19 protein-coding genes are annotated in these 23,035 nt (G+C 67.9%); 12 read left to right on the top strand and 7 right to left on the bottom strand.

Translation table 11 applies throughout. From position 1 onward, the window contains the following. Positions 1-41: 41 nt before the first annotated feature. The 5 genes from L2U69_RS19120 to L2U69_RS03415 all read left to right on the top strand — a co-directional run bounded on the left by L2U69_RS19120 (position 42) and on the right by L2U69_RS03415 (position 11,111). The gene (locus tag L2U69_RS19120) at positions 42-4,481 is read left to right on the top strand and encodes a choice-of-anchor I family protein (protein ID WP_268967209.1); all 4,440 of its coding nucleotides are present in this window, start codon (positions 42-44) and stop codon (positions 4,479-4,481) included. A gap of 159 nt (positions 4,482-4,640) precedes the next feature. After that, positions 4,641-6,491 carry a cadherin-like domain-containing protein gene (locus tag L2U69_RS19115; protein ID WP_268967208.1) on the top strand — a complete coding sequence of 617 codons (1,851 nt, stop codon included), beginning with the start codon at positions 4,641-4,643 and terminating at the stop codon, positions 6,489-6,491. A gap of 125 nt (positions 6,492-6,616) precedes the next feature. Further along, a complete protein-coding gene (locus L2U69_RS03425; protein ID WP_236104946.1) occupies positions 6,617-8,086 on the top strand; it encodes a TolC family protein in 1,470 nt (489 codons plus the stop codon). Further along, entirely contained in the window at positions 8,083-9,825 is a 1,743-nt protein-coding gene (locus L2U69_RS03420; protein WP_236104944.1) for a type I secretion system permease/ATPase, read from the top strand. Before L2U69_RS03425 ends, L2U69_RS03420 begins: the two co-directional genes overlap by 4 nt. Next, on the top strand, positions 9,822-11,111 hold the full coding sequence (locus tag L2U69_RS03415) for an HlyD family type I secretion periplasmic adaptor subunit (RefSeq protein ID WP_236104942.1): 1,290 nt from the start codon (positions 9,822-9,824) through the stop codon (positions 11,109-11,111). The genes L2U69_RS03420 and L2U69_RS03415 overlap by 4 nt, the downstream gene beginning before the upstream one ends. 5 nt (positions 11,112-11,116) lie before the next feature. On the opposite strand, the gene L2U69_RS03410 is transcribed toward L2U69_RS03415, so the two are convergent. Continuing rightward, entirely contained in the window at positions 11,117-12,328 is a 1,212-nt protein-coding gene (locus L2U69_RS03410) for a hypothetical protein (RefSeq protein ID WP_236104941.1), read from the bottom strand. A gap of 4 nt (positions 12,329-12,332) precedes the next feature. Further along, positions 12,333-12,668 carry a hypothetical protein gene (locus L2U69_RS03405; protein ID WP_236104940.1) on the bottom strand — a complete coding sequence of 112 codons (336 nt, stop codon included), beginning with the start codon at positions 12,666-12,668 and terminating at the stop codon, positions 12,333-12,335. 150 nt (positions 12,669-12,818) lie between these two features. On the opposite strand from L2U69_RS03405, the gene L2U69_RS03400 reads away from it, so the two are divergent. From L2U69_RS03400 to L2U69_RS03390, 3 genes are read left to right on the top strand one after another with little or no spacing between them, the layout of a single operon-like run. Continuing rightward, entirely contained in the window at positions 12,819-13,997 is a 1,179-nt protein-coding gene (locus L2U69_RS03400; RefSeq protein WP_236104938.1) for a cytochrome-c peroxidase, read from the top strand. Further along, positions 13,994-15,037, top strand: a complete 1,044-nt coding sequence (locus L2U69_RS03395) for a phosphotransferase (RefSeq protein WP_236104935.1) — start codon at positions 13,994-13,996, stop codon at positions 15,035-15,037. The genes L2U69_RS03400 and L2U69_RS03395 overlap by 4 nt, the downstream gene beginning before the upstream one ends. Beyond that, the gene (locus L2U69_RS03390; protein ID WP_236104932.1) at positions 15,034-16,272 is read left to right on the top strand and encodes an aspartate aminotransferase family protein; all 1,239 of its coding nucleotides are present in this window, start codon (positions 15,034-15,036) and stop codon (positions 16,270-16,272) included. Before L2U69_RS03395 ends, L2U69_RS03390 begins: the two co-directional genes overlap by 4 nt. Positions 16,273-16,274: 2 nt before the next feature. Here L2U69_RS03390 and hemF read toward each other — a convergent pair whose 3' ends face one another. Beyond that, positions 16,275-17,120, bottom strand: a complete 846-nt coding sequence (hemF, locus tag L2U69_RS03385) for an oxygen-dependent coproporphyrinogen oxidase (RefSeq protein ID WP_236104929.1) — start codon at positions 17,118-17,120, stop codon at positions 16,275-16,277. Beyond that, a complete protein-coding gene (locus L2U69_RS03380) occupies positions 17,117-17,587 on the bottom strand; it encodes a tRNA (cytidine(34)-2'-O)-methyltransferase (protein WP_236104928.1) in 471 nt (156 codons plus the stop codon). The genes hemF and L2U69_RS03380 overlap by 4 nt, the downstream gene beginning before the upstream one ends. A 184-nt stretch (positions 17,588-17,771) precedes the next feature. Between L2U69_RS03380 and petA the strand changes: the two genes are divergently transcribed. The 4 genes from petA to L2U69_RS03360 all read left to right on the top strand — a co-directional run bounded on the left by petA (position 17,772) and on the right by L2U69_RS03360 (position 21,307). Further along, complete coding sequence (petA, locus tag L2U69_RS03375) at positions 17,772-18,320, top strand: ubiquinol-cytochrome c reductase iron-sulfur subunit (RefSeq protein ID WP_236104927.1); 549 nt, start codon at positions 17,772-17,774, stop codon at positions 18,318-18,320. A gap of 8 nt (positions 18,321-18,328) precedes the next feature. Continuing rightward, positions 18,329-19,561: a cytochrome b gene (locus tag L2U69_RS03370; protein ID WP_236104926.1), complete on the top strand. Its 1,233-nt coding sequence runs from the start codon at positions 18,329-18,331 to the stop codon at positions 19,559-19,561. 17 nt (positions 19,562-19,578) lie between these two features. Next, positions 19,579-20,349, top strand: coding sequence for a cytochrome c1 (locus tag L2U69_RS03365; RefSeq protein ID WP_329605359.1), 771 nt, complete (start codon positions 19,579-19,581; stop codon positions 20,347-20,349). 91 nt (positions 20,350-20,440) lie between these two features. After that, a complete protein-coding gene (locus tag L2U69_RS03360; RefSeq protein ID WP_236104925.1) occupies positions 20,441-21,307 on the top strand; it encodes an S-methyl-5'-thioadenosine phosphorylase in 867 nt (288 codons plus the stop codon). A gap of 37 nt (positions 21,308-21,344) precedes the next feature. Here L2U69_RS03360 and L2U69_RS03355 read toward each other — a convergent pair whose 3' ends face one another. Genes L2U69_RS03355 through L2U69_RS03345 form a run of 3 tightly spaced genes read right to left on the bottom strand, consistent with a single transcriptional unit; the run spans position 21,345 to position 22,977 of the window. Beyond that, positions 21,345-22,028, bottom strand: coding sequence for a dienelactone hydrolase family protein (locus tag L2U69_RS03355; protein ID WP_236104924.1), 684 nt, complete (start codon positions 22,026-22,028; stop codon positions 21,345-21,347). Next, on the bottom strand, positions 22,025-22,516 hold the full coding sequence (locus L2U69_RS03350) for a MaoC family dehydratase (protein ID WP_236104923.1): 492 nt from the start codon (positions 22,514-22,516) through the stop codon (positions 22,025-22,027). The genes L2U69_RS03355 and L2U69_RS03350 overlap by 4 nt, the downstream gene beginning before the upstream one ends. After that, on the bottom strand, positions 22,513-22,977 hold the full coding sequence (locus L2U69_RS03345) for a MaoC family dehydratase (protein ID WP_236104922.1): 465 nt from the start codon (positions 22,975-22,977) through the stop codon (positions 22,513-22,515). The genes L2U69_RS03350 and L2U69_RS03345 overlap by 4 nt, the downstream gene beginning before the upstream one ends. Positions 22,978-23,035 lie beyond the last annotated feature (58 nt).

Below are 23,035 nucleotides of genomic sequence, written 5' to 3'. Positions count from 1 at the left end.
TTCCCGCCACATGACGCCAAAGTTATGGGGGTGGAGTTCAAATGACCTATACGTTGCAGATCCTGCACGCTTCGGACCAGGAAGCCGGCCTCGCCGCGATCGAGCGCGCGCCCAATTTCGCTGCCATCATCGACTGGCTCGAAGACACCTACGAGAATTCCATCACGGTTTCGGGCGGTGACAACATCCTGCCCAGCCCGTTCTTCAATGCCGGCGCCGATAGCGCCCTGCGCGGCGTCCTGAACGAGGTGATGAACGAATTCTACGGTCTGCCGGCGGATGTCGACGGCGACGGCGACGCCGACTCCTACGCCGATCTGCGCGAGGGTCTGGGCCGCGTCGACATCGCCATGCTCAACATCATGGGCTTCCAGGCTTCGGCCCTCGGCAACCATGAATACGACCAGGGCACCAGCGTCCTCGCCGAACTGATCCGCCAGGACTACCGCGGCGCCGAACTCGGCGACGATCGCTGGATGGGCACCCTGTTCCCCTATCTGTCCGCCAATTTCGACTTCTCCAACGACCCGAACCTCTCGTCGCTCTACACCGACGAGATCCTGCCGGCCGAGGATTTCGCCAGCGGCCCGGCGGAATCGCTGGCCGGCGAGGCGCCCCCGAAGATCGCTCCCGCCACCATCATCGAAGAAAACGGCGAGAAGATCGGCGTCGTCGGTGCGACGACCCAGATCCTGAAGGACATCTCGTCGCCGGGCGCGACCGAGGTGATCGGCGACGTCGAGAACGACATGGCCCAGCTCGCCTCCGTGCTGCAGCCCTATGTCGACGACCTGATCGCCCAGGGCATCGACAAGATCGTCCTGCTGACCCACCTGCAGGACATCAACCTCGAGAAGGAACTGGCGCCGCTGATGAGCGGGATCGACGTGATCGTCGCCGCCGGCTCCCACACCCTCTCGGCCGACGGCACCGACCGTCTGGCGCCGGGCGACACGGCGCAGGACGACTACCCGTTCATGACCACCAATGCCGACGGCGACCCGGTCGCCATCGTCTCGACCGCCAATGAATATTCCTACGTCGGTCGCCTGGTCGTCACCTTCGACGACAACGGCGTGATCATTCCCGAGAGCATCGACGCGGACGTCTCGGGCGCCTATGTCGCCGACGAGCAGACGGTCGAGGAGCTCTGGGGTGACACCGACGCCGCCTTCGCCGACGGCACCAAGGGCGATCTGGTCGGCACCCTGACCGAGGCGGTCAACGAGCTGATCGTCGCGAAGGACGGCGAAATCTACGGCCAGACCGACGTCTTCCTCGAAGGCCGTCGCGAAGCGGTCCGCACCGAGGAGACCAATCTCGGCAATCTGACCGCCGACGCCAATCTGGCGGCCGCCCGTGAAATCGACGACACCGTCCAGGTCTCGCTGAAGAACGGCGGCGGCATCCGCGCCCCGATCGGCGAGATCCAGGTCATCGGCACCGGCGATCCGGAATTCCTGCCGCCGTCGGCCAATCCGGAGGCGGGCAAGGAAGCGGGCGACATCAGCCAGCTCGACCTCGAGAACTCGCTGCGCTTCAACAATGCGCTGTCGATCGTCACCGTGACCGCCGAGGGCCTGTTCCAGATCCTGGAGCATGCGGTGGCCGGCGTCGCCGAAGGCGCCACCCCGGGCAGCTTCGCCCAGGTCGCGGGCGTCCACTTCTCCTATGATCCGGACGCCGAGGTCGGCTCGCGCGTGCAGTCGGTCGCCTTGGTGGACCAGGACGGCATCCCGACCCAGGTCCTGGTTCAGGACGGTGTCCTGGTGGCCGATCCGGCCCAGGAAATCCGCATGGTCACCCTCGGCTTCCTGGCCGACGGCGGCGACAGCTATCCGTTCCCCGAGCTGATCAGCGATCGTGTCGACATGCCGGTCGCCATGGCCGAGCAGGCGGCCTTCGCCGACTATCTCGAAGAGAACTACAGCGAGACCCCGTTCGACGTCGAAGACACCTCGATGGGTCTCGACTCGCGCATCCAGAACCTCGCCGAGCGCTCCGACACCGTCGACGCCCCGGTGGGCACGAAGGAAATCGGCGCCACCCTGCTCGGCGTCGCCGACAGCGGTTCGGGCGAGGCGGGCTCCGAAGTTTCCGCCTATGACACCGAGACCATGCGCCTCTTCGTCACCAACGGCGCCGAGGAGCGGATCGACGTCTTCGACCTGAGCGATCCGGAAAGCCCGGTGAAGATCGGCGAGATGGATCTCTCCCACCTCGACGGTTTCGGCGGCGTGACCTCGGTCGCCACCAAGGGCGGCCTGGTCGCGGCGGCGGTGCCGAACGCGGACGGCACCGCCAACGGCCAGATCGCCCTGTTCGACGTCGACGGCACCTTCCTCGGCAGCTTCGAGGCCGGCGCCCTGCCGGACATGGTGACCTTCTCGCCGGACGGCACCAAGATCCTCTCGGCCAACGAGGGCGAGCCGGTTGACGCGGGTGATCCGAAGGGTTCGGTCACCGTGGTCGACATCAGCGGCGGCGTCGATGCGGCCGTGGTCACCCAGGTCGGCTTCACCGCCTTCGACGGCATGGAGGACGATCTCCGCGCCGAGGGTGTGCGGATCTTCCCGGGCAAAACCTTCTCCGACGACGTCGAGCCGGAATACATCACGGTCTCGGCCGACGGCTCCAAGGCCTTCGTCACCCTGCAGGAGGCCAACTCGGTGGCGGTCCTCGATCTCACCACCAACGAGATCACGGACATCCTGCCGCTCGGCACGATCGACCACAGCGTCGACGGCTTCGGCATCGACGCCTCGGACCGTGACGACGCGATCAACATCGCGACCCACCCGGTGCTGGGCATGTTCATGCCCGACGCCATCGCCAACTTCACCGTGGGCGGTCAGACCTACTTCGTCACGGCGAACGAGGGCGACGACCGCGGCGAGAACGAGCGCGTGAAGGACCTGGATCTCGACCCGGATGCCTTCCCGGATGCCGACGCCCTGCAGGAGGACGAGAACATCGGCCGCCTGAACGTCTCGTCGATCGATGGCGACACCGACGGCGACGGCGACTATGACGCCCTCTACACTTACGGTACCCGCTCCTTCACCATCTTCGATGCCGAGGGCAACCTCGTCTTCGACAGCGGCGATCAGTTCGAGAAGATCATCGCCGAGCGTCACCCGGCACTGTTCAACGCGGATAACGGCGAATTCGACGGCCGCTCGGACAACAAGGGCCCCGAGCCCGAAGGCGTGACCATCGCCACCATCGACGGCCAGATCTACGCCTTCGTCGGCCTGGAACGCGACAGCGGCATCATGGTCTACAACGTGACGTCGCCGGCCGATGCCAGCTTCGTCACCTATATCGACGGCCTCTCGCTCGACCAGATCGGGCCGGAAACCCTGCAGGTCGTCTCGGCCGAGGACAGCCCGACCCACAAGCCGCTGCTGATCGCCGCCAACGAGATCAGCGGCACCACCGCGATCTACGAACTGGACGGCGCCGGCATCGAGGACCATGTGGTCGAAGGCACCAATGGTGACGACGTCATCGCCGGTACCGTCGGCATCGACGACTACGATGGCGGCATGGGCGACGACGTCGTCAATGGCGGCACCCGCGACGACGTGCTCGCGGGCGGCAGCGACGACGACATCGTGATCGGCGACGCCGGCATGGACGCGGTCAGCTTCGACGCCGCCTTCACCGATGTCACCATCACCCGCATGTCGGCCGGCGACATCGACCTCTACAACCGTCTGCTCTCGGCTCGCGACGTCGCCCTCGACACCGAACAGGCCGCCTTCAAGGTGGTCGGTCCGGACGGCACGGACGTGGTCCAGGCCGAGGAACTGCGCTTCGCCGACGCCACGGTGCGGATCGTCGACGGCGTGCTGGTGTTCGACGCCGGCGACGACACGCTGACCGGCGGGACCAAGTCCGACGCGATGGCGGGCGGCGCCGGCGACGACCTGCTCGACGGCCTCCGCGGCAACGACCTGCTGGTCGGCAATGCCGGCGACGACGACATGTTCGGCGGTGCCGGCAGCGACGTCCTGGTCGCGGATCAGGGCAACGACAACCTGATCGGCGGCTCGGAAGCCGACATCCTGGTCGCTCTCGGTATCGACGGCGCTTCGGTCGCCATGCTCGGCGGCTCGGGTGCCGACGTTTTCGCCTTCATGGCGGGCGGTCCGGACCTCGGCCTCGACGTCGATGCCATCATCGCCGACCTCGGCGCCGAGGACATGATCAACCTGGGCGGTCTGCGCACCGCCGACGGCGCGGTCCTGTCTCTGGCCGACGTCCTGGCGGTGACCGCCGACGACATGGACGGCAACGCGGTGATCGACCTCTCGGCCTTCACCACGGCCGACGGCAACGGTGTCGACGGCAGCATCACCCTGGCGGGTGTGGCGACCACCGACCTGACCGCCGGTCAGTTCGACTTCGCCGCCCTGGTGGTGCCGGAAGGCATGGCGTTCCAGGACGTCATCGACCCGGCCGCCATGGCCGCCTGAAGCTGACGGAAACCGGGGGGCGCGCTACGCCCCCCGGACTTCTTTCGGCGCCTTCATCCAAATGTCATCGCCCGGCCAAGAGACCGTAACGGGCGACACTTATCAGGTAGCGGGCCACCGGCGGCCAACCCGCATGGTCCGGCAGCAGGGGACAGGTAGATGAACGCTTTCGTCACGATCGAAACCGACGACGGTCTGTTCTTCGGCCGGCCGCACCAGGCGGCGGTCGCGACGGCGCGAGCCGACCGCCGCAAGCCGGCGCCACGCGGCAAGACCGGTGCCGGTGTCGGCATCGCGTCCCTCGGCCTTCTGCTCGGTGCCTGCAGTTCCGACGATGCGCTGACCGGCACCGGCCGTGTCGTGAAGGATTACGTCGCCGGCGCCGATGTCTTCGTCGACGGAAACGGCAATGGTGTCATGGACCCGGGCGAGGCGGGCACGACGACGGATGCGGACGGCGCGTTCGAGGTGCCCGACATCCTGAACGATGCTTTCGCGCGCACGGCGACCGGCGGTGTCGACACGGGCAGCGGCGTGTCGATGGAGGGGGTGATCCTCCAGACGCCGGCCGGCGGCACCGTGATCTCGCCGCTCACGACCCTCATCGTGGCGGGCGCCAGCGCGGCGGACGTCGCCGCCGCCTTCGGGCTTGATCCGTCGATCGATCTCCTGAGCTATGATCCGCAGGCCGGCTTCCTCGGCGGGGATGCGAATGCCGCCGCCGTGCTGGGCGCCGGCCAGATGGCCATGATCTCCATGCGCGCCATCGCCGCCCTGACCGGCGGCAGCTTTACCGATGCCGCCACGCGGCTTGCCGATACCATTGCCGGCGGCGCGCTCGACCTGACCGACAAGGCGACGGTCGAAGGCCTGCTCGCGGGCCTCGACGCGACCCTGGCGGATCGTGCCGCCAGCCTGCTCGCCGCTGTCAACGGCGTCGTCGCGGACCAGATGGGCGCGCCCCTCGATCCCGCCATGCAGGCCGCCTCGCTGATCGGCCAGACCCTGTTGCTCGCCGATCTGGCCAGTCTCGCCGCCAATCCGACCGAAGAGCTGTGGTCGCAGCTGCAGAGCCGCTACGACGGTGCCAGCCTCGACGCCCTGCTGGCCGGGGCCGAAGCCGCGCTGCCGGGCGAGGTCGGCGACGAAGTCGTCGCGGCGGTCGATTTTCTCGAGACCCAGATCGGCCGCGATCTCGCCTTCGACGGCGCCGATCTGCTCGCCAATGACGTCAGCCTGGACGGTGACGCCCTGACCCTGACCGGGGTCTCGGTCGATCCCGTCCGCGCCGGCGATCTGTCCGTCGTCTTCGATGCCGCGACCGGCACGGTCACCGTCACGCCGGCAGCCGGCTTCTCGGGCATCACCATGTTCGAATATTCGGGCGAGGACGCCGAGGGCAATGCATTCACCGGGGTCGTCCTGGTCGACGTCGGCAGCGCGCTGATCACGGATGGACCGGGTGACGACGTCCTGATCGGCGATGATGCCCGCAACCTTCTGATTTCGGGCGCAGGCGACGATCTTCTGATCGGTGCCGGCGATGACGATCGTCTCATTTCGTTCGGTGGCAACGACGCACTCGACGGCGGCAGCGGCGACGACATCCTGGTCGCGACCGGCGAATTGGGCAGCGACATGGTGATGCGCGGTGGTTCCGGCAACGACTATTTCGTCCTGGCGCCGGGCGATACCGACAGCGGCCTGGACATCGCCCTTTCGATCGTCGATTTCGCTCCGGGGGAAGACAAGATCGACCTGTCGATCTTCGAGACCATCGGCACACCGCTCACCATCGACGACATTCTGAGCAACACAAGCAATGTCGATGGCGACGCGGTGATCGACCTTGGTGCGCTCGTGCCGGTGGGCAGCGATCCGGTCGACGCCGAAATCGTTCTGGTCGGCGTCGATGCCGATAGTCTCGGCGCGAGTGATTTCGTGCTGGAGGCCGGGGTCGAGTGGCATGCCGGCCTGGACGAATTGCTGTCCGCACCCGCGGCCGCATGACGTCCCCATCCCGAAGGTGCCGGCCGTTGCCGGCGCGGGCCAGACTTTCCCTGATCGGCGGGTTCCTTCTGCTCGCTGGCTGCGAGACCTTGCCCGAGGGATGGGAAGCACCGGCCGAATGGGCCATGGAAGCCGGGCTCGAAAGCCCGGCACCGGATTCCGCCGTGTCGCCGGAAGTCGCGGAACCGCAAGCCGGCGATGATGAGCCCGGCCTGATGGGGGCCGTGCCGCCGGCGACATCGGCGCCCGTGCTCGAACCCGGCGACGCCATTCTCGACGACATCGCCCTGGTGGAGGACGACCTCGGCATCGTCGATCGCATCGAGGTGCGGGACCGTTTCGGCGCCCGCGCCCGCCTCGGTGCCGATCGCTTCGTCGCCCTGGTCCATGATGCCGTGGTCTCCCACCCGCAATGGAGCAGCAGCGCGGCCGAGGCCGAGATCGCGGGCTTCGCGGTCGACGAGGCGCGGGCCGGCCTGTTCCCGCAGATCGACCTCGGCCTGACCGGCAGCGCCACCCAATTCTCGAACACGCGAAGCGATCTGTCGGGGACCAGCCGCGACAAGGGGTTCGAGACGGACGCGGACGTCTATGTCCGCGCGCGCCAACTCATCTTCGACGCCGGCGCCACCTTCGATCGCATCGCCCAGGGCGAGGCGGAGCAGGCAGCCGGCCGGCTGACCCAGGAATCGACCGGTTCCGCCCTCGCGGTGGATGCCATCTCCAGCTATTACGAAGTGCTGGCCTTCACCATGCTGGTGCGCCTCGGCGAGGAGCATCTGGCCAATCTGGCGCAGCTCGAGGACATGGTCGATGCACGGCGCGAGGGTGGCGGCGGCGATCTCGGCGATCTTGCCGAAGTCCGGGCCGAACGCGCCAATGCCGAGACCCATCATGTCTCGCTGCGCCGGCGCCTGTCCGACGCCCGCAACCGCTACCGCGAACTCTTCGGCGAGAACGCGCCGGAGATGCTGCCCTGGCCCGATTTTCGCCCGGTCGTTCCGGCGACCCGGGAAGACGCATTGTCGACCGCGATCGCCGTTCATCCCGCCATGGCCGCCGCGCGCGAGAAGGTGCGGGCCGGCAGCCTGGGCCTTTCCGCGATCGAGGCGGAACGGATGCCGGGCCTTCGCTTCGAGGTCGACGGTGCGCGCTACGATATGGCCAGCGATCCGGTGGACGGCGTCTCCATGCGCCTCGTCGGTTCGCTGAAGCTCTATGACGGCGGCCTGTCGGACGCGCGCGAGGGCAGGGCGGCCGCCCAATTGCGGAAGGCCCGCTTCGACGAGATGACGGCGATGCGCACGATCGAACGGCGTACCGGCGCCGCCTTCGACGCGCTCCAACTGATGGAGGCGGAGACGCGGGCCGCCGACGGCGCCCTTGCCGCCACCGCCGCCTCCCGCGTCGCCACCCGCGAACGCTTCGAGGCGGTGGGCGGCAATCTTCTCAACGTCCTGAATGCCGAAGTCGATGCCCATGGCGCCGCCATCGCCTGGGTCGAGGTCATGGTGAACCGAGAAATCTCGCGCTTCCGCCTGCTCGAGGCCTCGGGCGGCCTCGCATCCTATTTCGGCCTGGAGGTGACACCATGACCGAGACGACCGAAGCAAGGGACAAGCCCTGGCGCGAGCATTGGTTCTGGGGCGCGTTCTGGCGCAGCCGCTGGATCTATGCCCAGGTGGTGCTGGCCGCCGCCGTGACCAATGTCTTCGCTCTTTCGACCTCGCTGTTCTCGATGACGGTCTATGACCGGGTCATCCCCAACAATGCGATGGAGAGCCTGGCCGCGCTCGCCATCGGCATGTGCATCGTCGTCGCCTTCGACATGGTGATCAAGCTGATCCGGGCCTATTTCATCGACATCGCCAGCCGCCGCGCGGATCTCGACATCGGCGAGCGCGTGTTCGATCAGGTCCTGCGCATGCCGCTCGCGGCCCGGCGCGGTGCCAGCGGCGCATTCGCCTCGACCATGCGCGAATTCGAGACGCTGCGCGATTTCTTCACCTCGGCGACCCTGGTCGCCATCGTCGATCTGCCGTTCATCCTCCTGTTCCTCTTCGTGATCTGGATGGTCGGTGGCTGGCTGGTGCTGGTGCCGGCCCTGGCGCTGCCCCTCGTGCTTCTGGCCGCGCTCGCCTCCCAGCCCGCCCTGTCGCGGCTCTCGCGCCTCGGCCTCAAGAGCGCCCGGACCAAGCAGGCGGTGCTGGTCGAGACCCTGGCTGGGATGGAGACGGTGAAGGCGGTCGGCGCCGGCGATGCCATGGCGGCGCGCTGGCGCGACGGCGTCGCCCATGGCGCGGAGATCGGCCAGCAATCGCGCTTCTGGTCGCAGCTCGCGGTCAATGCCGCCGGCTTCGCCCAGCAGGCGGTGCAGGTCGGCGTCGTCACCTATGGCGTCTTCCTGATCCGCGACGGCGAGCTTTCCATGGGCGCGCTGATCGCCTGTTCGATCCTCTCGGGCCGGGCGCTGGCGCCGCTGGCGCAGCTTGCCAATGTGCTGGCGCGGGCCCATCACGCCGCCGCCGCCTACAAGACCCTGACCGAGATCATGGGCGCGCCGACCGAGGCGGCACCGACCGGCCTCGCGAAGACCAGCTTCGACGGCGCCATCGAATTCCGCAACGTCATCTTCCGCTACCCGGGCAAGCCCTACCGCGCTCTCGACGACGTCTCCTTCCGGATCGAGCCGGGTGAGCGGGTGGCGCTGCTCGGCCGTGTCGGCTCGGGCAAGAGCACGGTGGCGCGCCTCGTCCTCGGCCTGCATGCGCCGGAGGACGGCACGGTCACCATCGACGGCACCGAGGTGCGCCAGCTCGATCCCGACCTGATGCGGAAGGCCATGGGCGTTGCCCTGCAGGACGTCTGCCTGTTCTCGGGCACGATCCGCGACAATGTCTGCATCGGCGTCGAGGGCGTCGGCGACGACCGCCTGCTCGCGGCGGCGGAGGCGAGCGGCCTGCACGACATGATCGGCGGCATGCCCCAGGGCTACGACCTCGAGATCGAGGAACGGGGCGAGGGGCTTTCGGGCGGCCAGCGCCAGGCGATCGCGCTGACCCGCGCCCTGGTGCGCGAGCCGGCCGTCTTCGTCATGGACGAACCGACCAGTGCCATGGACGTCCGCACCGAAGCCCAATTCATCGAACGCATGAAGACCATCGTCGAGGGCCGCACCATGCTGCTGGTCACCCATCGCACCGCGATGCTGGAACTGGTCGACAAGGTGATCGTGCTGGACCGGGGCAAGGTCGTGGCGGCGGGCCCGCGCGACCGGGTGCTGGCGGCGCTCGCCAATCAGACGCCGCGTCCGGCGCGGGAGGCCGTGGCATGAGCACGATCCAGAATGCCGAGGACATCAAGCCGGCCGTCTCCGCCAGCCTGCTGGTCGCCATCGTCGCCCTGTTCCTCGTGTTCTTCGTGTTCTGGGCGGCGACCGCCGAACTGGACAAGGTGACGCGCAGCGACGGCCGCGTGATCCCGTCGCGCCAGATCCAGGTGGTGCAGAACCTCGAAGGCGGCATCGTCAAGGACATCCTGGTACGCCAGGGCGACCGGGTGGAGGCGGGGGACGTCCTGCTGCGCATGGACGGTGTCGCCTTCGATGCCGAATACCGCAAGGCACGGGAGGAATTCCTCGGCCTTTCCGCGCGTTACGCGCGGCTGGAGGCGGAATCGGAATTGCGCGCGCCGGAATTCGAGCCGGCGCTGCTGCGCGACGCCCCCGAATATGTCGCGACCGAAAAGGCGTTGTCGGCCGGGCGCAAGAACGATCTCGACGCCCGCCTGTCGATCCTCGACTCCCGTCTCGAACAGCGCCGTCAGGCCTTGGCGGAATCGGAGACCGCGCTCGCCAATGCCGAGCGCGCCATGGCGCTGGCGCGGGAGGAACTGGGCATCATCGAACCACTCGTTTCACGCGGCCTGCAGCCGCGCGTCGAGTTGGTGCGCGCCCAGCAGCGCATGACCGCCGCCCAGGGCGACCGCGACCTCGCCCGTCTCGGGGTCGAGCGGAACCAGCAGTCGATCGTCGAGACCGAACGCGAGATCGAGGGTACGCGCCTGCAGTTCAAGGCCGAGGCGCTGGAGGCCCTGACCGAGGTGAAGCGCCAGCGCGACCTCCTGTCCCAGGCCATGCCGGCCATGGAGGACCGGGTGGAGCGGACGGAGGTCCGTTCTCCCCTCGGCGGCATCGTCAACCGCGTCCTGGTCCATACCATCGGCGGCGTCGCCCAGCCGGGCATGCCCCTGGTCGAAGTGGTGCCGCTGGACGATACCTTGCTGATCGAGGCGCGCATCCGGCCGGAAGACATCGCCTTCCTGGCGCCTGGGCTGGAGGCACGGGTGAAGCTGACGGCCTATGACTTCGCCGTCTTCGGCGCCCTGCCGGCAACGCTGGAGCATATTTCCGCCGACGCCATCACCGACGACAAGGGCGAGCATTTCTACCTGGCCCAGGTCCGCACCACGCGCCCCAGCCTGCCCAGCGACAAGGGCGAGCTGCCGATCCTGCCGGGCATGATCGCCCAGGTGGATATCCTGACCGGCAAGCGCACCATCCTCGATTACATCCTGACCCCGATCACGCGGGTGCGCGACACGGCGTTCAAGGAAAGCTGAGGCGTTCAGGCGGGCCGGAAGACCACCTCCACATTGCCGCGACCGGTCGCCGCCAGTTCGCGGCGCAGCCGCGCCGCCAGAATCTCGCCGGCGCTGTCGTGAGCCGCTTTCCGTTCCGGCGTCCAGCGCGGCGGGCCGCCGGTTTCCGCGTCGACGCCGTCGTCATAGGCCGTGGCCCAGGCACCGAGGTCCTGCACCAGCCCGTAGGAGAGGCCGAGATCGGCGGGCGCCACCTCGACTTCGCCGTCCGGCAGTTGATCCCACGTGGGCCAGGCCAGATGACGCACGCCCAGTTCCAGCCGGTCGCCGATCTCGACGGCGGGCTCGACCGGGCTCGGCATCGGCATGAAATGGACCCGATCGGGGCCCAGCCGGCGGACCATCTGGCCGAAGATCGCCTCGCCCTCCGAAACCATGCGGTCCCAGGCGACGTCGTTCTTCACGCTGCAGCGGCGCGGGTCGTCGCGGTCGGCGACCTCGGTGAACTGGAACACCCAATCGTCGATCCGCTGGCACAGGTCGAAGGGCAGATGAGCCTGGAGCACATGCAGGGGCACGTCCTCGCCGCTCTCGTCGTCGCGCACGCCGCTGCCGGTGAAGGACGGCGTGAGCACGATGCGGGCGGGCAGGGGCGGCGGCGGGATCTCGTCGCCGAGACCGGGATCGGCCGGACCGCTGGGCGTCACGACGGTTTCGACGGGCGCCACCGAGACGGCGGCCAGATGCTGGCGGATCGGACGCTGCAGCCCGAAGACGAGCATGAGCGCCGTCACCGTCAGGCCGAAGGGGGTGAGAGCGGAGAAGGGCAGGAGTTCCCCCTGGAGACCGGCGGTGAGGACGAGCAGGGTGGACGCAAGATAGATGACCAGGGCGCGCTGGCTGGCCACCCGGCCCAGCGGGTTGGGCGGATCGCCGGGATCGAACCAGCGCGGCGCCGCGACGAACAGGTAGAACGCCTGGGCCGCGGCATTGATCAGGAAGAGCACTATCGCACCTTCCCACAGCAGCATCAGGGCGGCCCCGCCGATGGCGATGAGCACGGTTGCGACCACCAGCCACCATTGCCGCAGGCGGCCGGCCCGGGTCGGCCCGCCGGCATTCATCGCCGCCAGGGCCCGGTCCAGGAAGCCGCCGACGACGATGGCGCGAATGGTGAGAAAGGCCGTGACGAGGTAGAAGAAGCCGATCGGCCGCAGGATGAAATCGGCGAGAGTCATGGTGTCAGCTTCCGGTGGCGGCGAGCGGCGCTTGCAGGCCGAGACGTTCGATCACCCGTTCCACGGGCGTGCCGGCCATCACGACCGTCATGGTGCCGGGATCGCGGGAACAGGCGACGGTGACGCCGCCCCGGGGACAGACGTCGAGGCAACGGGTTTCCACGATGCCCACCGTGGGCTCCGTCTTGCGTTCGGGGCGGAGGGCGCGGGACAATGCCTTGTCGAGATCCTGCTTGCCGTTCGGGCCGAATCCGCCCTTCATCTTGCGCTGGCATTTGCCGCAGACGAGGACGATGTCGGTCCAGCCGGTCTTGATGGGTTTGCTGATGTCTTTCGCCATGCCCCTCGGCCCTTTCGTCGGTCCTATGTGGTCCCGATCGGTGCCACGCGCAACGCCGGGTCGCGATTTTGGTGAAGGGGATCGTGTCGCGGCGTCCATTCGGTCGCATTGCGGCCCGGTGAAAATGGGCGTCAACTGGTACTTATGAGAATGGATCGCAAATTCTTCGTCTTTGCCGGCGCCGCCGTCCTGGCCGCGACGTCGGCGCTGTTGCCGATGGCGCGGGGTGCCGCGCCGGATGTGTCCCGGGATGACGCGGCATTGGTCGCACTCGGCGCCGATCTTTTCGTCGACACCGATCTGTCGATGAACCGGACCCAGGCCTGTGCCTCCTGCCACATGCCCGATTTCGCCTTCACCGATCCGCGCGCGACCGGCGATCTCGGCAATACCGTCTCGCTCGGCGACGACGGCGCGTCGATCGGCACGCGGAACGCACCGACGGCTGCCTATGCAGCCTTCGCGCCGGCGTTCCACGAGACGGCGGAAGGCAAATTCGTCGGCGGTCAATTCCTCGACGGCCGTGCCGCCACCCTGGCCGATCAGGCGGGCGGGCCGCCCCTGAATCCGGTCGAAATGGCCATGCCCGACGAAGCGGCCGTGGTCGCCCGCCTCCGCGAGAAGGCGGATTACGTCACCCGCTTCGAGGCGATTTTCGGTGCGGACATCCTCGATGATCCGGCGCGCGGCTATCGCGCCATGACCGAGGCGATCGCCGCCTTCGAGCGCACCCCCGAATTCAGCCCCTTCGATTCGAAATACGACCGCTATCTGCGGGGCGAGGTGAAGCTGACGGATCAGGAGGAATTGGGCCGCGTCCTGTTCTTCTCCCAGCAGTTCACCAACTGCAACCTGTGCCACCAGTTGAACGCCCAAGCCGGCACGCCGGAGGAGACGTTCAGCAACTACGAGTTCCACAATATCGGCGTGCCCGCCAATCCCGCCCTCGAAGCCGCCCATGGCAAGGCCATCGCGGATCACGGCCTCGCCGACAATCCGGCTGTCGAGGACAAGGCGGCGGCGCTCGGCCGTTTCAAGGTGCCGAGCCTGCGCAATGTCGCGGTCACCGGCCCCTATATGCATAATGGCGTGTTCAAGGACCTGCGGACGGTGGTGCTGTTCTACAACAAGTACAACAGCAAGGCACCGCGCCGGCAGATCGACCCTGAGACGGGCGAAGCCTGGGGCGCGCCTGAAGTCGCGGACAATCTCTCCCTGAAGGAATTGGAAACCGGCCCGGCCCTGGACGACAAGCGCGTCGATGCCCTGGTCGCCTTCATGCGGACCCTGACCGACGCGCGCTATGAAAGCCTGATGCCGCCGCCATGAGCGGGACAGACGACGTCCTGACCACACCGGCGCCGACCCTGAGCGAAGCCGCGGCGGCCGCGCTCCTCGAACGCCATTACGGCCTTCGCGGCGCGCTCTCGCCCCTGCCGGGGGAGCGGGACCGCAATCTCCTGCTGCGCGCCGAGGACGGCGGGGCCCATATCCTGAAGATCGCCAATCCGGCGGAGGACGCGGCGGTCACCGACCTCCAGGTCGCGCTGCTGCGCCATGTCGAGGCGGCGGATCCCGACCTGCCCCTGTCGCGCATGGTGCCGGCCAAGAACGGCGCCTTCACCCTTCGCCTCGACCTGGACGGCGTAACCGCGACAGTCCGTGTCCTGACCTATCTGGAAGGAGAGCCGCTTCACCGGGCACCGCCGTCGCCGGCCCAGGCCCGCGCCATCGGCCGGACCCTCGGCCGGCTGGACCGGGCACTCGCCGATTTCGGGCATCCGGCCGCCCGCCGCGAATTGCTCTGGGATGCCGGCCGTCTCGAACGGGTGCGGCCCCTGACGGACCATATTCCCGATCCGGACGCGCGCGGGCTTGTTCACAGGGTGCTGGATCGCTTCGAGGATCTGGTGGTGCCCCGCCGCGACGGCCTGCGCGCGCAGGTCATCCACAACGACCTGAACCCCCACAATGTGCTGACGGTGCCGGGGCGGGCGGCCGAGGTCGCCGGCATCATCGACGTCGGCGACGCCTTGTTCGGCGCCTTGATCGGCGATGTGGGCACCGCGCTTGCCTATCAGCTCGACGGTGGCGACGATCCCTTCGCCAGGGCGGGGGCCTTCCTGGCCGGCTTTTCCGAGATCATGCCGCTTCGGCCCGAGGAGATGGAGGTCTTGCCGGTGCTGATCGCGGCGCGTCTCACCCTGACCGTCACCATCGGGCAATGGCGCGCGGCGCGGGAGCCGGACAATCGCGACTATATACTGCGCAATTATCCGGGTGCCCTGCGCGGGCTGGAGCGGCTGGCGCTCCTGTCGCCGGCGGCGGCACGCGACGGATTGGTCGCCGCGATGGAAGAGGCATCATGACCGAGGATGCGATGATCGAGCGCCGGCGCCGCCTGCTCGGGCCGGCCTACCGCCTGTTCTACGGCCATCCCCTGCACATCGTGCGGGGCGAGGGGGTATGGCTGTTCGATGCGGACGGCCGGCGTTACCTCGACGTCTACAACAATGTCGCCAGCCTGGGCCACTGTCATCCCGAAGTGGTGGACGCGACGAGCCGTCAGGCCGCCGTTCTCAACACCCATACACGCTATCTGCACGACGGCATCCTCGATTATGCCGAACGCCTGCTGGCGGAATTCCCGGCCGCCATCGGCCATCTGATGATGACCTGCACGGGGAGCGAGGCGAACGACCTCGCGCTTCGCATCGCGCGGCGGTTCACCGGCGGCACGGGGGTGATCGTCACGGCGCACGCCTATCACGGCGTCACCGCCGCCCTGGCGGAACTCTCGCCGTCCCTCGGCCCCGCGATCGAGCGGGGTCCCCACGTCCATCTGGTACCGGCCCCGACGGGCACGGGCGACGGCTTCGCGGCCGGGGTCCGGGCGGCCCTGGCGCGGATGGCGGAAACCGGCACGAAGCCCGCCGCCCTGCTGGTCGACACGATCTTCTCGTCGGACGGCGTGGTGCCGGGCGAGGCGGGGTTCCTGGCCCCCGCGGTCGATGCCGTCCGGGCCGCCGGCGGCCTCTTCATCGCGGACGAGGTGCAGCCCGGCTTCGGGCGCACGGGCGAGGCGCTCTGGGGCTTCGCGCGCCATGGCGTGGTGCCGGATCTGGTCACCCTGGGCAAGCCCATGGGCAACGGCCATCCCGTCGCCGGCGTCGTCATGCGGCCCGAGGTGGTGGCCGATTTCGGCCGCGACATCCGCTATTTCAACACCTTCGGCGGCAATCCGGTCTCGGTCGCGGCGGCCGATGCCGTGCTGAACATCGTGAAGCGCGACGATCTGGCCGGCAACGCCCGTCGCGTCGGCGCCTATCTGGCGGCGGGGCTGCGCGACCTCGCCAGCCGCTGCGACACTCTCGGCGAGGTGCGGGGTGCCGGCCTCTTCGTCGGCGCCGACATCATGCGCGACGGTCGTCCGGCCCGGGCCGAAGCCGCGCGCCTGGTCGACGATCTGCGGGAGAGGGGGGTGCTGATCAGCGCCACCGGCCCCGAAGGCCACACCCTGAAGATCCGCCCGCCCCTGGTCTTCACCGAGGCTCACGCGGACCTCTTCCTGGAGACGATGGCGGCGGCGCTGGCGGCCCTTTGATCTCAGGGCCAGGCGACTTCAGGGGGCAGGGACATGAGGATTGCCTCGGTATTGCCGCCGGTCTTCAGGCCGAAGGTGGTGCCCCGGTCGTAGAGCAGGTTGAATTCGACGTAGCGCCCGCGCTTCACCAATTGGGCGTGACGCTGTTCGGGCGTCCAGGCGTCATTCATGCGCCGGGCGACGATCCTCGGATAGACTTCGAGGAAGGCTTCGCCGACGGCCCGGGTGAAGGCGAAATCCGCTTCCGCGTCGCCGCTGTCGAGACTGTCGTAGAAGATGCCGCCCACGCCCCGCGCCTCGCCCCGGTGGGGCAGGAAGAAATAGTCGTCGCACCATGCCTTGAAGCGCGGGTAATAGGCCGGATCGAAACGGTCGCAGGCCGCCTTGAAGGCGGCATGGAAATCCGCCGTGTCTTCCTCGACCGGGAAGGTCGGGGTCAGGTCGCCGCCGCCGCCGAACCAGCCGAGGGTGGTTTCGATCCGCCGCGTGTTCATATGGGCCGCCGGCACCAGGGGCGAGCGCGGATGGGCGACCAGGCTGATGCCGCTGGCCCAGAAGCGGCCATCCTCGGCGGCACCCCTGATGTTCTTGGCGAAATCGGCGCTGAAAGTGCCGTCGACCGTCGAGATGTTGACGCCGACCTTCTCGAACACGCGGCCGTGCATCACCGACATCACGCCGCCGCCGCCGCCCGGGCGGTCCCAGGCCTTGCGTTCGAAGCGGCCGGCGGGGCAGGGCGCTTCCGGCCCGGCATAATCGTCCTCCAGCGCCTCGAAGGCGGCGCAGATCCGGTCGCGCAGGCTCTCAAACCAGGTGGCGGCACGGTGTTTCAGGTCTTCGGTGCTCATGAACTCGGATCTTCGGGCAGGAGACGGGTCTGTCGCAGGGCTTCGTGCAGGACCATGGCCGCTGCGACCGCGACATTCAAGCTGCGCGCGCCGGCCACCATGGGCAGGCGCAGCCGCGCGTCCGCCAGGGCATGGACCTCGTCCGGCAGGCCCGCGCTCTCGCGCCCCAGGATCAGGGTGTCGTCGGGCCGGAAGGCGAAACGGTCGGGCCGTGTCTCGCCCGCCGTGGTCAGGGCGATCAGGCGCCCGCCGTTCCCGCCGCGAAACCTCTCGAAGGCGGTGAAATCGTCGTGGCGGCGAATCGCGGCGCGCGCGAGATAGTCCATGCCGGCACGCCGCAGGGACGAATCCGAGAAGGTGAAGCCGCAGGGTTCGATGACGTCGACCGGAACCCCCATGCAGGCACCGAGGCGGATGATGGTGCCGGCGTTCTGCGGAATGTCGGGGCAATAGAGGGCTAGGCGCATGGGCTTCCCGGCGGCGGGCGCCTCGAGGGGCGCGGCCCAAGGTGTTGCGGCGGCCAGATTTGGGGTGTCATTGCGCTGGCGCAAAGGGGCTGCGGCATCGTGTCACAAGACGAGGGGTGCTGGACAATCAAGATTTTGGATGCCACTAAGAGGGCGGATTTCTCCTATGTCAGAGGGTCTTTAGATGGCGACGTCCAGCACAGCCGGCCATGACGCACATGGATCGGGTCAGGCCACCCGGCGCGACTTTCTCTATGTCGCGACTGTCGGTCTCGGCGCGGTCGCGGTCGGTGCCACCGTATGGCCGCTGATCGACCAGATGAACCCCGCGGCGAACGTGCTCGCACTGTCGTCGACGGAGGTCGATCTTTCAAAACTGGCCGTGGGTCAGAGCATGACCGTGAAGTGGCGGGGCAAGCCCGTCTTCGTCCGGCACCGCACGCCCAAGGAAATCGAGGAAGCGGAAGAGGTTCCCATGTCGGAACTGAAGGATCCGCAGCCCGACGCCGACCGCGTGAAGCCGGGCAAGGCCGAATGGCTGGTCATGGTCGGCGTCTGCACCCACCTCGGCTGCATCCCGCTCGGCCAGCAGGGCGACTATGACGGCTGGTTTTGCCCCTGCCACGGTTCGCACTACGACAGCTCGGGCCGTATCCGCAAGGGTCCCGCGCCGCTGAACCTGGCGGTCCCCGAATATCAGTTCCTGTCCGATACCAAGATCAAGATCGGCTGAGGCACCCCATGAGCTCTTCGACCCCGTTCCAGACCAACAGCAAGGTCGTCAAGTGGATCGAGGCGCGCCTGCCGATCATCTCGACGGTCGACGGCGCGCTGGTGTCCTATCCGGCGCCGCGCAACCTCAACTACTGGTGGAACTTCGGTTCGCTGGCCGGCTTCATGCTGGTCGCCCAGATCGTGACCGGCATCGTCCTGGTCATGCACTACACGCCGCATGTCACGCTGGCCTTCTCGTCGGTCGAGCACATCATGCGCGACGTGAACTACGGCTGGCTGCTGCGCTATGCCCATGCCAACGGCGCCTCGATGTTCTTCGTCGTCGTCTATATCCACATCATGCGCGGCCTCTATTACGGCTCCTACAAGGCGCCCCGCGAACTGCTGTGGTGGCTCGGCATCGTGATCTTCGTCCTGATGATGGCGACCGGCTTCATGGGCTATGTGCTGCCCTGGGGCCAGATGTCCTTCTGGGGCGCCACCGTGATCACCAATCTGTTCGGCGCCCTGCCGCTGGTCGGTCCCGACATCGTGACCTGGCTGTGGGGTGGCTTCTCGGTCGACAACGCGACCCTGAACCGCTTCTTCTCGCTGCACTACCTGCTGCCCTTCGTGATCTGCGCCGTCGTCTTCCTGCACCTCTGGGCGCTGCACACCACGAAGTCGAGCAACCCCCTCGGCATCGAGATCAAGGGGCCGCAGGATACGGTGCCCTTCCACCCGTATTACACGGCGAAGGATGCCTTCGGTCTCTGTGTCTTCCTGATGGTCTTCGCCTTCTTCGTCTTCTTCAGCCCGAACTACCTGGGCCACCCGGACAATTACATCGAGGCGAACCCGCTGGTGACCCCGCCGCACATCGTGCCCGAATGGTACTTCCTGCCGTTCTACGCGATCCTGCGCGCGGTGCCGGACAAGCTCGGCGGCGTCATCGCCATGGGCGGCGCGATCCTGATCCTGTTCTTCATGCCGTATCTCGACTTCTCGAAGGTCCGTTCGGCGAAGTTCCGGCCGATCTACAAGCAGGCCTTCTGGCTGTTCCTGATCGACGCCGTGATCCTCGGCGTGGTCGGTGCCAAGCCGGCGGAAGGCGACTGGATCCTGATCGGTCGTATCGCCTCGATCTACTACTTCGCCCACTTCCTGATCATCGTGCCGCTGATCTCCTGGTACGAGAAGCCATTGCCCGTGCCGGACTCGATCGCCAAGGCGGTCCTCGGCGACGGCGCCAAGGCCTGAGGGAGGGGAGAGGAACCATGAAGATGCGTGCTCTCAAGATCGGCGCCGCGGCGCTGCTCGGTCTCGGCCTCGGCACCGGTATCGCCGTCGCTTCCGAAGGTGGCCATATCGAGGCCCAGGAATGGAGCTTCGCGGGCGCCTTCGGCACCTTCGACCGGGCTTCGCTCCAGCGCGGCTATCAGGTCTACAAGGAGGTCTGCGCTTCCTGCCATTCGATGAAGTATCTGGCCTACCGCAATCTTCAGGACATCGGCTTCTCCGAAGCCGAAGTGAAGGCGCTGGCGGCCCAGTACGAGGTGGCGCAGATCGACGACGCCGGTGACGAGGAAATGGTGCCGGCCAAGCCGTCCGACCACTTCCATTCGCCGTTCCCGAACGACAACGCGGCCAAGGCGGCCAATGGCGGCGCCCTGCCGCCGGACCTGTCGCTGCTGGCCAAGGCGCGTGAGGGCGGGCCGGACTACATCTATTCGGTCCTGGTGGGTTACCACGAGGCGCCGGCCGGCTTCACGGTGCCGGAAGGCAAGTATTACAACGCCGCCTTCCCGGGCAATGTCATCGGCATGCCGAAGCCGATCAGCGACGATCAGGTGACCTACGCCGACGAAACCCCGGCGACCGTGCACCAGATGGCGCATGACGTCTCCACCTTCCTGATGTGGGCCGCCGAGCCCAAGATGGAGGAGCGCAAGCGCGCCGGTGTGAAGGTCATGGGCTTCCTGGCCATCCTGACCATCTTCTCCTTCCTGACCTACCGGAAGGTGCGGAAGGCGGTCCACGGCCATTGATCGACGCCGTCCATCGGCGACATGATCACGGGGGGATCCGACGGGTCCCCCCGTTTTCATTGGTACCGCACGGACAGGAGAGGGTGACGACATGGCGATGCTGGGGGTGATCGGCGGCAGCGGTCTCTACGATCTCGACGGCCTGACCGGGCGGAAGTCGATCCAGGTGGCGTCGCCCTTCGGCGCGCCCTCGGGCGAGATCGTCACGGGCGAGCTGGGCGGCTTACCCATCGCCTTCCTGCCGCGTCACGACAAGGGCCACCGGCTCAGCCCCAGCGGCATCAACTATCGCGCCAACATCGATGCCCTGAAGCGCATCGGCGTGACCGACGTGATCTCGCTCTCCGCCTGCGGTTCGTTCCGCGAAGGCCTGTCGCCCGGCACCTTCGTCATCGTCGACCAGTTCATCGACCGCACCTTCGCCCGGACCAAGAGTTTCTTCGGCGACGGCCTGGTCGCCCATGTCTCGATGGCGGAGCCGGTCTGCGGCCGTCTCGGCGACGTGATCGAGGTGGCGGGGCAGGGGGCGGGCATCGCGCTCCACCGGGGCGGCACCTATCTCGCCATGGAAGGCCCGCAATTCTCCAGCAAGGCGGAATCCGAGCTGTACCGCCAATGGGGCTGCGACGTGATCGGCATGACCAACATGCCCGAGGCCAAATTGGCGCGAGAGGCCGAGCTCTGCTACGCCACCGTCGCCATGGTCACCGATTACGACTGCTGGCACGCCGACCATGGCGCGGTCGAGGTTTCGGCCATCATCGCCGTCCTGCAGCGGAACGCCGCGGCCGCGCGCGACCTGGTCCGGGCCATCGCCCCCCTTCTTGCGGCCGGCCGCCCGGCGCTCTGCCCGAAGGGCTGCGATCATGCCCTCGACAATGCCCTGATCACCGCCCCCGAAGCCCGCGACCCGCAACTGGTCGCCATGCTCGATGCCGTCGCCGGCCGGGTACTCTAGGAATCCCGGGGGCTCTGGGACCGACACGACCCCGGTTTCAGGTCAGATGGGCGAACAGGAAGTCGAGGGTGCGTTCGCGGGCGAGGGACGCGGCAGCTTCGTCGTAATTCGCGCGGCGGTCGGAATTGAAGCCGTGGTCGGCGTCATAGACGTGGATCGCCACTTCCGGATGGCGCCCCGCCAGCTGTTCCACCTTGTCGAGGGGGATGCTGGCGTCCTTCGCGCCGAAATGCAGCATGGTGGGACATTTCGGTTCCGCGCCCATGAACTGCAGGATCGCCGTGCCGTAATAGCCGACGGCGCAGCCGAGCCCGGCGACCCGGTCCGCCGCTGCCCATGCGACGGCGCCGCCATAGCAATAGCCGACGATGCCGACCGGCTTCTTCTCGGTATCGTCGCGCCGCAGATGGGCGACGCAGGCGGCGACATCCAGCATGGGGCCGTCCATGCCGATCTTCATCGCCAGTTCGCGTCCCCTGGCGATCCCTTCGGCGTCATAGGGCAGGTCGATGCCCCGTTCCGCCCGGTCGTAGAGCTGCGGCGCCAGAACCTCGAAGCCGGCCTCGGCGAAACCCTCTGCGACGGCCCTGATATGGCCGTTCACCCCGAAGATCTCCATGGCGATGACGAGGGTGGCGCGGCGTTCCCCTTCGGGCGCCACGTGCCAGGCCTGGAAGCGGTGCCCGTCGCTCGCCTCGAGTTCGATCCAACCGCCGCTCATGCCCGATCCCCACGCCGCTTGAAGAAAACCTTGCCCGTCAGGCTGCACACCGTCGCACCCTCGGCGTCGATCGCCTCGAAGCGCTGCACGATCAGGCCGCGATCGGGCTTGCTGGCCGAAGGCGTCACCGAGATCACCTCGGCGAAGACTTCGAAGACGTCGCCCGGCCGGCTCGGCTTGATCCAGCGCAGATCCTCGAACCCGGGCGATGCGATGAAACCGCGCCCGCCGCCCGCGACCGAACGGCCGGAGACGAGGCGCATGATCTTGGCGAGCGTATGCCAGCCCGACGCCACCAGCCCGCCGAAGGGCGAGGCCTTGGCGGCCTCCGCGTCGATGTGGAACGCCTGGGGATCGAACTGGCGGGCGAAGGCCACGATCTCCCCCGCCGTGAAGCTGATGGTGCCGAGGCGCTCGCGCGTGCCGGGCACGAAATCCTCCAGCCAGTCGCGCGGCGACGGGCTCTCGACATGCGGGGCCGCGGTCATGCGCCGGCCTCCGGCACGCGGCAGCCCATCATGACCTTGCTGGTCATCTCCAGCACCACTTCGTCCTTCTGGTTCAGCAATTCGTGGCGCGCCTGCACGATGCCCATCTCGGGCCGCGAGGCGGAGCGACGGCGGTCGACGACGGTCATGCGCACCCGCAGCACGTCGCCCGGCCGGACCGGCAGCAGGTAGCGCACCTCGTCGATCCCGGGCGACCCGCGCGAGGCCGAGCGCAGCATGTAGCCGTCGCACATCAGGCGCATCATCATGGAACAGGAATGGACGCCGGAGGCGATCAGCCCGCCGAACGGCGACAGGGCGGCGGCGGCCGGATCGACATGGATGGGCTGCGGGTCGAATTCCCGGGCGAAGGCGATGATCTCCGCCTCTGACACCGTCTTCTCGCCATGGACGGCGCAACCGCCGACCTCGAAATCCTCGAAGTAGAGCCGATCGCCCATACCATCCCTCATCCCGCGTCGGCCGCAATCTAGACCGCCGACGGCGATGGACGCAATG

This window comes from Zavarzinia marina, assembly GCF_021568905.1.
In the GTDB taxonomy this organism is placed as follows: domain Bacteria; phylum Pseudomonadota; class Alphaproteobacteria; order Zavarziniales; family Zavarziniaceae; genus Zavarzinia; species Zavarzinia marina.
This window is presented reverse-complemented; position numbering and strand designations above follow the sequence as displayed.